The following is a 13,075-nucleotide window of genomic DNA, read 5'->3' as shown; positions in this document are numbered from 1 at the left end:
AGGTCGGCGTCCTCGCCCTGGCCCCCGAGGAGGGCCTGGGCGTGCGCGACCACGAGATGCGGGCCGAGCACCTGGACGCGATCAACCGCTTCCGCCCGCAACCGGTCTAGCGGCGCCCCCGGTTCAGCCGACGCGGACGAGCCGCTCGTCGGGATTCTGGACGGCAGCGGCGGGGACTGCGGCCGCGGGGACGGCGGACACGGCTGACGCCGCGGGCTGGGCGGCCGCGCCCGCGGCCTCCGGACCGGCCATGAGGATCGAGCGCTGGAGCCTGCGCAGCGCCACGGACGGCTCGATGCCGAGTTCGCGCACCAGGATCGCCCGTAGCCGCTGGTACACGTCGAGGGCCTCGCCGCGGCGGCCGGAGCGGTGCAGGGCCAGCATGAACTGGCCGTGCAGGTTCTCGTGGGTGCGGTAGCGGCTGGCCAGGACGGTCAGTTCGGCGAGCAGCTCGCGGTGCCGGCCGAGGCGCAGGTCGGCGTCGATGCGCTGGTCGAGGGCGCACAGCCGGGACTCCTCCAGGCGGCGGCACTCCATGTCCAGCTGCACGCCGCCCGCCACGTCGGCGAAGGCGGGTCCCGACCACAGGGCCAGCGCCTCGCGGAGCAGGCGGGCGGCGCCGGGGTGGTCGCCGGCGTCCATGGCGCGGTAGCCGAGGCCCGCGAGCCGGTCGAACTCGCGGACGTCGCTGGTGCCGCCGTTGCTGTTCAGCAGGTAGCCGCCGGGCAGGGTGACGAGGACGTCCTTGGCCGTGCGCGTGTCGTCGCCGCCCTGTTCGAGGGCGGTGGTGATCAGCGACCGGAGCTGGAGCACGTACGTCTGCAAGGTGGTGCGGGCGCTGCGCGGCGGTTCGCCGCCCCACAGCTCCTCGATGAGGGCCGACACGGGCACGACCTGGTCGGCGTGCAGGGCCAGGAGCGCCAGGACCTGCCGCGGCTTGAGGGCGGTCGGCGTGATGGAGACTCCGTGCTCCCGGACCGCCAGTGTGCCAAGTACTTCGATGTCCACGCGCGTACTCCCCTGTCCGTGGATGAGCCTGCCTCAGTAAAAAACAGGCCCCACGGTTTGTCAATATCAAACCAACTGCGCCGTTTTCATCGGGGGTGACCTCGCAAAACCCCCCTCCGCACTCGACATCCGCCCGTACGACACTCCCCAACAGGCGCAGTCCGCACGCGGGTTCGGCCTGACGATCCCTCAAAAACAGACCGCAAGGTCTGTCTTACGCGGTGGTCCAGGCACAAGAAAGGGCGGCGGGACACGCCCGCCGCCCTTTCCCGGCACCTCACGCGCCGCCGGTCACGGCCGGTCGACGGCCTCCTTCGCCGCCGGGGCGGCCTGGGGGGCGGAGCGTGCGCCGCGCGTCCGGGAGACCGCCACACCGCCGAGGCAGATCGCACCGCCCAGCAGGGTCAGCCAGCCGGGCACCTCGTCCAGGAGGATCCAGGCGATCAGCACCACCACGGCGGGCACCGCGTACGTGGTCGCGCCCATCTTCCCGGCCGTGGTGCGCGACAGCGCGTACGTCCAGGTGGTGAAGGCCAGGGCGGTCGGGAAAAGGCCCAGGTAGACCATGTTGAGCGTGGCGCTCAGCGGGGCCTCGGGCAGCTGCGCGAACAGCTGCCCGGCGAACGGCAGGGTGGCCGCGGTACCGACGAAGCAGCCGTACGTGGTCACCTGGAGCGGGCTCGCGTGCCGCAGCGCCGGCTTCTGCGAGACCACCCCGGCCCCGTAGGTGAGCGCAGCCAGCAGGCAGAGCAGCACACCGGTCAGGGAGGAGCCGCCGCCCTTGGATGTGGACAGTCCCACGACGGCCGCGCCCACGAAGGAGACGGCCATCCCCGCCAGCAGCATCGGCGGGAAACCCTCCTTGAGGATCCATCCGCTCAGCAGGGCGATGACGATGGGACCGATGTTGACGACCATCGCCGCGGTGCCCGCGTCGACGCCCTGCTCACCCCAGTTCAGCGCCACCATGTAGAGCCCGAACCACAGCACGCCGGAGGCGAGGATCCCCGGCCAGGCCTGCCGTGACGGCGGCGGCACCCGCTTGACCAGCAGCACCGCGCCGAGTGCGATCGAAGCGGTCAGGAGCCTGCCCAGAGCCAGGGCACCCGGCCCGAAGTGCTGGGCCGAAGCGCGGATGGAGACGAATGCGGAAGCCCACATGACGACGGTGACCGAGGCCGCCAGGAGGGCACGGTGATCGGTTCTGGGAGCGCCAGCCGTTTGATCCATGCGAGCAACGTACCCATGCCCGTCCACCCTGCCCAGATCGTCACTCCTCATCCGGCCATCCGCGTACCGCCCCTGCTACCCGGGTGGACCGGCCCCTACGGGACGGGCGTTGAAGGCCGCCAGGTCCTCGATGACGGCCCGGGTCACCGCCTCGCGCTGCTCATTGAGGTAGAAGTGCCCGCCGGGGAAGGAACGGAAGGTGAAGGCGCCCTCGGTGAGGTCCCGCCAGGCCATGGCCTCGGGCACGCCGACGCGCGGGTCCGACTCCCCCGTCAGCACGCTGACGGGCGTGCGCAGCGGCGGGCCCGGCCGGTGCCGGTAGGTCTCGACCGCCTTGTAGTCGCCGCGCAGCGCCGGGAGGATCAGCTCCCGGAACGCCGGATCGGCCAGCAGCCGGGCGTCGGTCCCGGCGAGGGCGGTCAGCGTCGCGATCAGCGCGTCGTCGCCCTGGAGGTGGACGTCCTCCTCCAGGTGCAGGAGCGCCGAGCGGCGCCCGGAGACGATCAGCCCGCGCGCAGGGGCGCCGGCGCGCTCCAGACGGCGCGTCAGCTCGTAGCCGACCAGCGCGCCCATGCTGTGCCCGAAGACCGTCAACGGCCTTCCCCGCCAGGGCCGCAGCGCCTCTTCCACCCCGTCGGCCAGGGCGCCGATGCTCCCCGGGACCGGCTCGCCGATCCGCTCCTGGCGACCGGGGTACTGGCCGATGAGCACCTCGGCGTGGGCGGACAGCGCCGGGGAGAACGGGCGGTAGTAGGCGGCGCTGCCGCCCGCGTGCGGGAGCACCAGGAGGACGGGGGCGTCCGGTGCCGGCGGTCCGGCGTCGAAGCGGCGCAGCCAGAGGCTTCCGGTGGCGCGCACGGCGCGGTCGAGCCCGTTCACCGCCGGTCCCCCGCGAGGCCGTCGGGGCCGTCCGTGAGCAGCAGTCTCTTTTGCGGCTTGCCCATCGCGTTGCGCGGCAGCGACGCGACGAAGCGCACCTCGCGGGGGCGTTTGTGCACCGACAGGTGCGAGGCGACGAAGTCGGTGAGTTCGGCGCCGGTGACGCCCTCGGCGACGACGAACGCCACGATGCGCTGCCCGAGGTCGGTGTCCGGGACGCCGACCACGGCCGCCTCGCTGACCTTGGGGTGATCGAGCAGGGCGTTCTCGATCTCGCCCGCGCCGATCCGGTAGCCGCCCGACTTGATCATGTCGATGGAGGCCCGGCCCACGATGCGGTGCACGCCGTCCTCGTCGACGGCGGCGATGTCACCCGTACGGAACCATCCGTCCTCGGTGTACGCGGCCGCGGTCGCCTCCGGCCGGCCGAGGTACCCGGCGAACAGGGTGGGCCCGGTGAGCTGGAGTTCGCCGATCTCCGCGCCGGGTTCGGCGGCGATACGGGTGCGTACGCCGCGCAGCGGGGTGCCGACCGTACCGGGACGGACCTCGCCTCCCGCGCGGCCGCTGACGGTGATCAGGGTCTCGGTCATCCCGTACCGCTCCACGGGCCGGTGGCCGGTCAGGGCCTCCAGGTCCCGGAACACGGGCGCGGGAAGGGCGGCGCTGCCCGAGACGAGCAGCCGGGCCCCGGAGAGGGCGGCGGCCGCCCGGGGTTCGGCGGCGACGCGGGACCAGACGGTCGGCACCCCGAAGTACAGGCTGCCGCCGGCCGCCGCGTACGCCTCGGGGGTGGGGCGGCCGGTGTGCACGAGGCGGCTGCCGGTGCGCAGGGCGCCGAGTACGCCGAGGACGAGGCCGTGTACGTGGAACAGGGGCAGGCCGTGTACGAGCGTGTCCTCGGCGGTCCACTGCCAGGCCTCGGCGAGGGCGTCGAGGTCGGCGGCGATGGCGGCCGCCGTGAGCACCACGCCCTTGGGCGGGCCGGTCGTCCCGGAGGTGTAGAGGATCAGCGCGGGATCCTCTCCGGCCGCGGCCGGCCGTCCCCGGTCGGGGCCCTTGCGGGCGAAGTCGACGTCGATCTCGACGGCGCCGGAGTCCCGCAGGATGTGCGCGCGTTCGGCGGGGCCGGCGTCGGGCGGCAGCGGTACGAGCGGCACCCCGGCCAGCAGCGCCCCGACGGCGGCGGCGACGGTCTCCAGCGAGGCGGTCGCGTTCACGGCGAAGGCGGACACCCCCCGGTCGCCGACATCCGCGGCCACCGCCCGCGCGGCGCCGAGCAGTTCCTCGTACGAACACCCCCGCCCGGCGACGCTGACCGCGTCGGCCCGATCCCCGTACACCCCATCCAGTGCGGCAAGCACGCGCGACTCCCCGGTAGTAGTGCGCCCACCCTACGGCCCCCACCTTGCACGCCGCCTGCACGCCCCCGGCGGTTCCGGCCCGGCCGGGGCAGCCGGGGCCGCGCCACGCGACGGCGCCGCCCCCGTCCGGGCGCGGCCGCGCAGCGACCTCGCGCCCCGCCGAGATCTTGATCCGAAGATCGTTCTATTGGAGGCTGGGGCATGCCTAATCCACCGACGTTCGTATTCGTTCACGGGGCCTTCGCGAACTCGTTCCTGTTCGCTCCGCTACAGGCGGAACTCGCCCTGCACGGGCACCGCTCGCTCGCCGTCGACCTCCCGGGGCACGGTTTCGAGGCCACCTTCCCCACGGGCTACCAGGCTCCCCAGGACCTGGACGCACTCGCCGCGGAACCGGGCGGCATCAAGGGGGTCACGCTCGCCGACAACGCGGCCCGCGTGATCGAGGTCCTCGAACGGGCCAAGCAGAACGGGCCCACCGTCCTCGTGGCGCACAGCAGGGGCGGCGTCACGGCCACCGCCGTCGCCAACGCCCGGCCCGAGCTGATCGACCGGATCGTCTACGTCGGCGCCTGGTGCCCCGTCGATCTGGCGGTGGGCGACTACTACGCCCAACCGGAGATGGCGGACGTCGACGCGACGGCCTTCGCCTCCGCGCTCGTCGGCAACCCGGCCGAACTCGGTCTGCTCCGGGTCAACTTCCGCACCGCCGACCCGGCGGCGCTCGCCGCGTTCAAGGGTGCGTTCGCCGCCGATCTCACCGATGACGAGTTCCGGACCGTCCTGAACACCTTCCAGCCCGACGAGAACCTCGACGCCGGTACGTCCGCCGACCGGGCGCAGGCCGCGACCTGGGGCCGCATCCCCAAGACCTATGTGCGCCTGACCGCCGATGCCGGCATCCCGCTCGCCGCCCAGGACCGCATGATCCGCGAAGCCGACGCGCTCACCCCCGGCAACCCCTTCCAGGTCCGGACGCTCCCGGGGAGCCACCTGGGCTGGCTCGTCCGCCCGAAGCCCGCCGCGGAATTGCTCGCCGGCCTCGTGGCGCACTGACCACCGCCGGCCCCGGCACCCCCGGGTGCCCGACCGGGCCGGGAGGTGCCAGGGGGTGGGCGCCCCGGCCGGGCCCGCGCGTCGGACGGCGTCGCGAACGGGCCCGGCCTGAGGCTCACGACTTGGGGACGGGGGTCAGATCACGCCCTGCGCCAGCATCGCGTCGGCGACCCGCTCGAAGCCGGCGATGTTCGCGCCCGTCACGTAGTCGCCCGGCGCCCCGTACCGCTCGGCGGTCTCGTAGGACACGGCGTGGATCGACCGCATGATGCCGGCCAGTTCCTCCTCCACCCGCTCGCGCCCCCACGCCACGCGCCCCGCGTTCTGCGCCATCTCCAGCGCGCTGACCGCGACACCGCCCGCGTTCGCCGCCTTGCCGGGGCCGAACGCGACGCCCGCCTCCTGGAGCACCCGTACCGCCTCCGGCGTCGTCGGCATGTTCGCGCCCTCCGACACGGCCTTGACGCCGCCCGCGACCAGCGTGCGCGCGTCCTCCGCGCCCAGCTCGTTCTGCGTCGCCGACGGGAAGGCCACGTCCGCCGGGACCTCCCAGACCCGTCCGCCCTGTACGAAGCGGGCCGACGACCCGCGCCGGGCGGCGTACTCGCTGATGCGGCCGCGCTCGACCTCCTTGATCTGCTTCAGCAGCGCGAGGTCGATGCCCTTGTCGTCGACGACGTAGCCGGAGGAGTCCGAGGCGGTCAGCGGGTTGGCGCCCAGCTGCTGGAGCTTCTCGATCGTGTAGAGGGCGACGTTGCCGGAGCCCGAGACCACCGCGCTCAGGCCGTCCAGGGACTCGCCCCGCACCGCCAGCATCTCCGCGGCGAACAGCACCGAGCCGTAGCCGGTGGCCTCCGGGCGGATCGCGGAGCCGCCCCAGCCCTGGCCCTTGCCGGTGAGGACGCCGGCCTCCCAGCGGTTGGTGATGCGCCGGTACTGGCCGAACAGGTAGCCGATCTCGCGGCCGCCGACGCCGATGTCACCGGCCGGGACGTCGGTGTGCTCGCCGATGTGCCGGGACAGCTCCGTCATGAACGACTGGCAGAAGCGCATGACCTCGGCGTCGGACTTGCCGTGCGGGTCGAAGTCGCTGCCGCCCTTGCCGCCGCCGATGCCGAGGCCGGTCAGGGCGTTCTTGAAGATCTGCTCGAAGCCGAGGAACTTCACCACGCCGATGTCCACGGACGGGTGGAAGCGCAGGCCGCCCTTGTACGGGCCGAGCGCGCTGTTGAACTCGACGCGGTAGCCGCGGTTGACCTGCACCCGGCCCCGGTCGTCCGTCCACGGCACGCGGAAGAGGATCTGCCGCTCCGGCTCGGTGATCCGCTCGACCAGCGCCACGGCCGGGTCGGCGTATTCGGGGCGGGCGGCGAACACCGGGGCGAGGCTGTCCAGGACTTCCCGTACCGCCTGGTGGAACTCGGGCTGCGCGGGGTTGCGGCGCTCGATGTCGGCCCGGAGGGCGTCCAGCCTGTCCTTGGGGTCCTTCACGGTGTGTTTCCTCTCGGAGGGTGGCAGGCGGGCGTGCGGGCCCAGGCGGGAGAGTACCGCGCGCCGCCACGACCGTGGAGAGGGCTTCCGCCCCCTGGACCGCCCCTGCACCGGCCCCGGACCGCCCCTGCGCCACCCTCGCGCCGACCCCTGACGGGCCTCCTCGAACCGTCTCCTCGAACCGCCCACGACTCCCGCTGGAGCCGCGCGCCCCGCCGTGCCTCCGCCCCCTGGCGCGGCGTACGGGGCCCGTAGGATCGGCGGGACGCAAGGGGCCGGTCGACCGGGGGAGAGCACCCGTATGGAAATGGCACGTTTGGCGTCGCTCGTCGCCGCGACGATCACCATGGGCCTGGTCAGCGGCCTCTTCTACGGCTTCGCCGTGTCCGTGATGCCCGCCCTGCGGCGCACCGACGACCGGACCGTCATCGAGGTGATGCAGCGCATCAACGTCGCCATCCTCAACGGCTGGTTCGTCCTCGGCTACATCGGCGCCCTGCTCTTCACCGGCCTCGCGCTGGTCCTGCACGCCCTGTCCGCCCGCGGCGCCGTGCTCGCGCCGCTGGCGGGGGCGTTCGTGTGCTACCTCGTCGCGATGGGCGTCACGGCCCGCGTCAACATCCCGCTGAACAACACCCTGGACAAGGCCGGCCCGCCCGCCCGGATCGCCGACGCGGCCGCCGTCCGCCGCGGCTTCGAGGGACCGTGGGTACGGGCCAACGTCTGGCGCACGCTGCTGTGCACGGCGGCCACCGGCCTGCTCGCCTGGGCGCTGGTCCTGACGCCCTGAGCGGGCCCGGCGCGCCGCCCGTGCGCGCCGCCGCGCGGCTCGGGCGTGGACGTACAGCGGCTTTCCGGCCGGCGCCGGGTGCGCCTCGCCTCGTTCTGCGTCGGGTTGCGCGTGGATGAGCCGGCTCGCAGGAGGTGACCCGGGCGACGCCGTCGTCGTCGATCGGCGTGACCGGCAGACCCGCGAGGCGCTCGGCGCTCGGCGACGAGGACGCCCTCGGCGAAGCCGACGTGCGCCGGTTGGAGCGGGGGGATCAGGTCGCCGACGGCCGAGACGGTGGGCAGGCTCGCGCGCAGCAGTGCGCCCACGACGACGGCGAGACACGTCCGTGCACGGATCCTCGCATCCCGGGCCCTCCGGATGGTCTTCGAAGGCCCGGGTGCGTCACGACGCGGCCGTCAGGCGGCCCGTACCACCGCGGCCGCGTTGAAGCCGCCGCGGCCCCGGGCCAGGACCAGGGCGGTACGCAGCCGGGCGGGCCGGCGAACCGCCGTGACCAGGTCGACCGGGCAGTCGGCGGCCGGGGGTCCGGCGTTGACGGTCGGCGGGATCACGCCGTCGCGCAGGCAGAGCAGGGCGGCCGCCAGGTCCAGCGAGGCGCCGCCCGCGGCGAGCCGGCCCGTCATCGTCTTCGGCGCGGTCACGGGGACGCCGTACGCGCCGAACAGGGCGGCGAGGGCCTCGGCCTCCTCCCGGTCCGCGGCGCGCCGTCCGGCGGCGTCGGCGAAGACCACGTCGACGTCGGCCGCCTCGCCCCCGGCGTCCCGCAGGGCGAGCCGGGCGGCGGCGCCCAGGCGCGGGGCGCCGCCCGAGCCGGGTGGCGGGTCGAAGGTGGAGGCGTACCCGGCGACGGACCCGTACACGGCGGCGCCCCGCTCGCGTGCGTGGTCCGCGTCCTCCAGGACGAGCAGGGCGCCGCCCTCGCCCGCGACGTGGCCGTCCGCGTCGGCGGAGAACGGCAGGTACGCCCGGTCCGGGTCCCCGGCGGTGCTCAGTTCGCCCCCGGCGAGGTGCGCCGCCCAGCCCCACGGGCACAGGGAGGAGTCCACCCCGCCGGTGACCAGCAGCCGTACGCCGCTCTTGCGGAGCTGGCGGCGGGCGTGGGCGACCGCGTCGAGGCCGCCGGCCTGCTCGGTGACCAGCACGCCGCTGGGGCCGCGCAGCCCGTTCCTGATGGAGATCTGGCCGGTGTTGACGGCGTAGAACCAGGCGAAGGACTGGTAGGCGCTGACGTACTGGCCGCCCTTGCTCCACAGTTCCTGGAGTTCCTTCTGGCCGAACGCGTAGCCTCCCGCGGAGGCCGCGGTGATGACGCCGGCGGAGAAGTCGGGCAGGGCGGACACGTCGACGGCCGCGTCGGCGAGGGCCTCGTCGGCGGCGGTGAGGGCGAGCCGGGTCATGTGGTCGGTCTGGGGCAGCAGCCGACTCGGGATGTGGTCGGCCGCGTCGAAGCCCGGCACCTCCCCGGCGAGGCGGGCCGGGTACTGCCCGGCGTCGAACCGGGTGACCGGGCGGATGCCGCTCTCGCCGCGCAGTACGGCGCCCCACCACGCCTCGGTGCCCAGGCCGTTCGGGGCGGCCACGCCGATGCCGGTGACGACCGGCGCGGTGGAACCGGTGGCGGGGCGGGCGGTGTCGGGGGCGGGGGCGGTGGTCATGCGGCATCTCCCAGGCGCGGGCGGGTCAGGACGATGGCGCTCTGGAAGCCGCCGAAACCGCTGCCGACGCTGAGCACGGTGTCGGTGCGCTGCTCGCGCGCGACGAGCGGGGTGTAGTCCAGATCGCAGGTGGGGTCGGGGGTGTGCAGGTTCGCGGTGGGCGGCACGGTGTTGTGCTCGATGGCCAGGGCGCAGGCGGCCACCTCCAGGGAGCCGATCGCGCCGAGCGAGTGCCCGATCATCGACTTGATGGAGCTGACGGGCACCTCGTGGGCGCGCTGCCCGAGGCTCCGCTTGAAGGCGGCGGTCTCGTGGCGGTCGTTCTGCTTGGTTCCGGAGCCGTGGGCGTTGATGTAGTCGACGGCGCCGGCGCCCAGCCGTGCCTCGTCCAGGGCGCTGTCGATGGCGGCGGCCATCTCCGCGCCGTCGGAGCGCAGCCCGGTCATGTGGTACGCGTTGCAGCGGCCGGCGAAACCGGCGATCTCGGCGTAGACGTGGGCGCCGCGGCGGCGGGCGCTCTCCAGCTCCTCCAGGACCAGCACGGCCGAGCCCTCGCCGAGGACGAAGCCGTTGCGGGTGGCGTCGAAGGGCCGTGAGGCGGTCTCCGGGTCGTCGTTGCGCGGTGAGGTCGCCTTGATCGCGTCGAAGCAGGCCACGCTGATCGGGGAGATGGGCGCCTCCGTGGCCCCGGCGACCATCACGTCGGCGCTGCCCTCGCGGATCAGCTCGGCGGCGTGGCCGATGGAGTCCAGGCCGGAGGTACAGCCGGTGGAGACCATGGACACGGGTCCCTGGGCGCCGGCCCGCCAGGCCACTTCGGCCGCCATCGAGCTGGGGACGAAGTAGTCGAACAGGTGCGGGGCGGCCAGGGTGTGGTCGACCTGCCAGGTGCTGCCGCCCAGGCTCACCGCGTTGTACTGGTCGTCGAGGCCCATGGTGCAGCCGACCGCGCTGCCGAGGGTGACCCCGGTGCGCTCGGGATCCGCGTCCGTCCCGTCCAGGCCGCTGTCGCGCAGCGCCTCACCGGTCGCGACCAGGGCGAATTGCGCCGCCCGGTCGAGACGGCGGGCCTCTTCGGCGGTGAATCCGTGGGCGAGGGGGTCGAAGTCGACCTCGGCGGCGATGCGGGAGCGGTACCCGGTGGCGTCGAAGAGGCTGATGGGCCGGGTGGCGGTCTTCCCGGAAGTGAGCAGGGACCAGTACTCCTTGGTGCCCACTCCCCCGGGCGCGACCACGCCGATTCCGGTGATGACGACGCGTCGGCTCATTGGGTGTTCCTTCACGGGTGAGTCCTATGGGTGGCGAGCTTGGCCAGCTCCGCTCGACGGCAGGTCGAGCGCGGGTGGTGGGCGCGTCCGGACACGCCCGTGGCCCCCGCCGCGCGGGGGCCACGGACAACCGGCCAGAATGACCGACCAGGACAACCGGCCAGGACGACCGGCCACGGACTCGGCGCTGCCCGGTGCCGGGTGCCGCTCAGCGCCGCCCGGTTGCGCTCAGCGCGGGGCGGCGAGCACGGGCCGGGCGGGGCTCGGTGAGCCGAGGATGTTGCGGTGGATCTCCAGGGTCGCCGTGGAGCGGTTGAGGGTGATGTAGTGCAGCCCGGGCGCCCCTTCCGCCAGCAGCCGCTGCGCCATGGCGGTGGCGTGGTCGACACCGATGCGGTGCCCTTCCTCCGGGTCGTCGCGCGCGGCTTCCAGGCGCTGCGCGAGGGACGGCGGGAAGGCGGCGCTGCTGAGTTGCGCGAAGCGCCGGATCTGACGCACGTCGGTGGCGGGCATGATCTCGGGGATGATCGGGGTGTCGCAGCCCGCCGCGCTGACCCGGTCGCGCAGCCGCAGGTAGTCCTCGGCGTGGAAGAACATCTGCGTGACGGCGTAGTCGGCGCCGGCCCGGCACTTGGCCACGAAGTGCCGGATGTCGCTGTCCCAGTCCGGCGAGCGGGGGTGCCGCTCGGGGAAGGCCGCGACGCCCACGCTGAACTCCCCGGACCTCCTGACCAGCGAGACCAGCTCGTGGGCGTGGTGGAAGCCCTCGGGGTGCGCGGTCCAGGGCGCGTTCGGATCGCCGGGCGGGTCGCCGCGCAGGGCGAGGACGTCGAGGACGCCCGCGTCGGCGTACTGGCCGAGGATGTGGCGCAGTTCGGCGACGGAGTGGCCTACGGCGGTGAGGTGGGCGACGGGCCGCAGGGTGGTCTCGGCGGCGATCCGCTTGGTGACCTCGACCGTCCGGTCCCGGGAGGAGCCGCCGGCTCCGTAGGTGACCGATACGAAGGAGGGCGAGAGCGGTTCGATCCGGCGGATCGCGTCCCACAGCACGCGGGACCCCGCATCGGTCTTGGGCGGGAAGAACTCGAAGGAGTACGAGGGCCTCCCGCTGCGCAGCATCTCGCGCAGTACGGTCATCTGCGCCCTCCCGCCCGGCCCCGCGCCCCGCCCGGGGGTGCGCCGCCCGTGCGCTTCGCGCTCATGCGCGCCCCGCCAGACCCGGCTCGATCTCCCGCGCCGCGGCGCTGCCGTAGACGCGGTCGATGCGGGAGAGCAGCTCGGCGGGGAGCAGTTTGTACTCCTGGGTGCCGACCGATTCGAGGACCACCGTGGCCAGCGCGCAGCCCAGTTGGGCGGCCCGCTCGTACGGCAGGCCCCAGGAGACGGCGGCGAGGAAGCCGGCGCGCAGGGCGTCCCCGACGCCGGTGGGGTCGGCCGCGGCGTCGGTGAGGACGGCAGGGACGTCCGTGCGGGCGGCGCCGGCCGCGAGGATCGAGACGCCGTCGGCGGCGCGGGTCACGATCCAGGTGCCGACCCGCTCCAGTACCTGCTCCTCGTCCCAGCCGGTGCGTTCGCGCAGCAGCGCGCTCTCGTACTCGTTGGTGAACAGCAGGTGTGCCCCGTCCACCAGCGCCCGGGTCTGCTCGCGGTCGAGCCGGGCGAGCTGCTGCGAGGGGTCGGCGGCGACGGGGATGCCGAGCGCGTGTGCCGCCGCGGTGTGGCGCAGCATCGCGGCCGGGTCGTCGGCGCCGACGAGGACGAGGTCGAGTCCCCCCACGCGCTCGTGGGTCTCGGCGAGGTCGATCCTTCCCGCCTCGGCCATGGCACCCGCGTAGAAGGTCGCGATCTGGTTCTGGTCGTCGTCTGTGGTGCACACGAAGCGCGCCGTGTGCAGGGTCTCGCTGACGCGGACGGAGGTGGGGTCGACGCCCGCTTCGCGCAGCCGGGCGCCGTATTCGGTGAAGTCGACGCCTGCGGCCCCGACGAGCAGGGGCCGCAGGCCCAGCCGGCCGAGGCCGACGGTGATGTTGGCCCCGACGCCGCCGTGGCGGACTTCGAGGCGGTCGGCGAGGAACGAGAGGGAGACCCGGTCCATCTGTTCGCTGATCAGCTGGTCGGCGAAGCGGCCGGGGAAGACCATGAGGTGGTCGGTGGCGATGGAGCCGGCCACGGCGATACGCACAACAACTCTCCTTGGACTGTGGCGGTACCAGTTGGCTCGGACCGGCGTCTACCGCAGGCCGGCGGCGGCGCGCAGGGCGTCGACGCGGTCGGTGCGCTCCCAGGTGAAGTCCGGCAGCTCACGGCCGAAGTGGCCGTAGGCGGCGGTCT

Annotated in this window: 11 protein-coding genes and 1 pseudogene; 2 read left to right on the top strand and 10 right to left on the bottom strand. The window is 74.0% G+C overall.

Annotated features, from left to right (window positions below; translation table 11 throughout):
* Window positions 1-123: 123 nt before the first annotated feature.
* The 4 genes from ACIA6C_RS33085 to ACIA6C_RS33070 all read right to left on the bottom strand — a co-directional run bounded on the left by ACIA6C_RS33085 (window position 124) and on the right by ACIA6C_RS33070 (window position 4,481).
* On the bottom strand, window positions 124-1,008 hold the full coding sequence (locus ACIA6C_RS33085; protein ID WP_399281392.1) for a BTAD domain-containing putative transcriptional regulator: 885 nt from the start codon (window positions 1,006-1,008) through the stop codon (window positions 124-126).
* Window positions 1,009-1,299: 291 nt separating this feature from the next.
* Window positions 1,300-2,238, bottom strand: coding sequence for a DMT family transporter (locus ACIA6C_RS33080; protein ID WP_399281391.1), 939 nt, complete (start codon window positions 2,236-2,238; stop codon window positions 1,300-1,302).
* 75 nt (window positions 2,239-2,313) lie between these two features.
* On the bottom strand, window positions 2,314-3,117 hold the full coding sequence (locus tag ACIA6C_RS33075; RefSeq protein ID WP_399281390.1) for a thioesterase II family protein: 804 nt from the start codon (window positions 3,115-3,117) through the stop codon (window positions 2,314-2,316).
* Window positions 3,114-4,481, bottom strand: a complete 1,368-nt coding sequence (locus ACIA6C_RS33070) for an AMP-binding protein (RefSeq protein ID WP_399281389.1) — start codon at window positions 4,479-4,481, stop codon at window positions 3,114-3,116. Before ACIA6C_RS33070 ends, ACIA6C_RS33075 begins: the two co-directional genes overlap by 4 nt.
* A gap of 201 nt (window positions 4,482-4,682) precedes the next feature.
* On the opposite strand from ACIA6C_RS33070, the gene ACIA6C_RS33065 reads away from it, so the two are divergent.
* Window positions 4,683-5,537 carry an alpha/beta fold hydrolase gene (locus ACIA6C_RS33065; RefSeq protein WP_399281388.1) on the top strand — a complete coding sequence of 285 codons (855 nt, stop codon included), beginning with the start codon at window positions 4,683-4,685 and terminating at the stop codon, window positions 5,535-5,537.
* A 135-nt stretch (window positions 5,538-5,672) separates the two neighbouring features.
* Here ACIA6C_RS33065 and gdhA read toward each other — a convergent pair whose 3' ends face one another.
* Window positions 5,673-7,028, bottom strand: a complete 1,356-nt coding sequence (gene gdhA, locus ACIA6C_RS33060; RefSeq protein WP_399281387.1) for an NADP-specific glutamate dehydrogenase — start codon at window positions 7,026-7,028, stop codon at window positions 5,673-5,675.
* 301 nt (window positions 7,029-7,329) lie between these two features.
* Here gdhA and ACIA6C_RS33055 point away from each other — a divergent pair, with 301 nt between their 5' ends.
* Entirely contained in the window at window positions 7,330-7,818 is a 489-nt protein-coding gene (locus tag ACIA6C_RS33055) for a DUF1772 domain-containing protein (protein ID WP_399281386.1), read from the top strand.
* A gap of 121 nt (window positions 7,819-7,939) precedes the next feature.
* Here the strand turns inward: ACIA6C_RS33055 and ACIA6C_RS33050 are convergent.
* From ACIA6C_RS33050 to ACIA6C_RS33030, 5 genes and pseudogenes are all read right to left on the bottom strand, one after another.
* Window positions 7,940-8,105: pseudogene (locus ACIA6C_RS33050) on the bottom strand (dihydrolipoyl dehydrogenase); the annotation flags it as partial.
* Between the two features lie 111 nt (window positions 8,106-8,216).
* Window positions 8,217-9,476: a ketosynthase chain-length factor gene (locus ACIA6C_RS33045; RefSeq protein ID WP_399281385.1), complete on the bottom strand. Its 1,260-nt coding sequence runs from the start codon at window positions 9,474-9,476 to the stop codon at window positions 8,217-8,219.
* Entirely contained in the window at window positions 9,473-10,744 is a 1,272-nt protein-coding gene (locus ACIA6C_RS33040) for a beta-ketoacyl-[acyl-carrier-protein] synthase family protein (protein ID WP_361138343.1), read from the bottom strand. The genes ACIA6C_RS33045 and ACIA6C_RS33040 overlap by 4 nt, the downstream gene beginning before the upstream one ends.
* 228 nt (window positions 10,745-10,972) lie before the next feature.
* Complete coding sequence (gene metF, locus ACIA6C_RS33035) at window positions 10,973-11,881, bottom strand: methylenetetrahydrofolate reductase [NAD(P)H] (RefSeq protein WP_399281383.1); 909 nt, start codon at window positions 11,879-11,881, stop codon at window positions 10,973-10,975.
* A 61-nt stretch (window positions 11,882-11,942) separates the two neighbouring features.
* A complete protein-coding gene (locus tag ACIA6C_RS33030) occupies window positions 11,943-12,926 on the bottom strand; it encodes a PfkB family carbohydrate kinase (protein ID WP_399281382.1) in 984 nt (327 codons plus the stop codon).
* Between the last annotated feature and the right edge of the window lie 149 nt (window positions 12,927-13,075).

The sequence above is a fragment of the Streptomyces sp. NPDC051578 genome (assembly GCF_044454045.1).
Classification (GTDB): Bacteria; Actinomycetota; Actinomycetes; order Streptomycetales; family Streptomycetaceae; genus Streptomyces.
The sequence above is the reverse complement of the archived record's forward strand: the minus strand, read 5'-3'. Positions and strand labels throughout refer to the sequence as shown.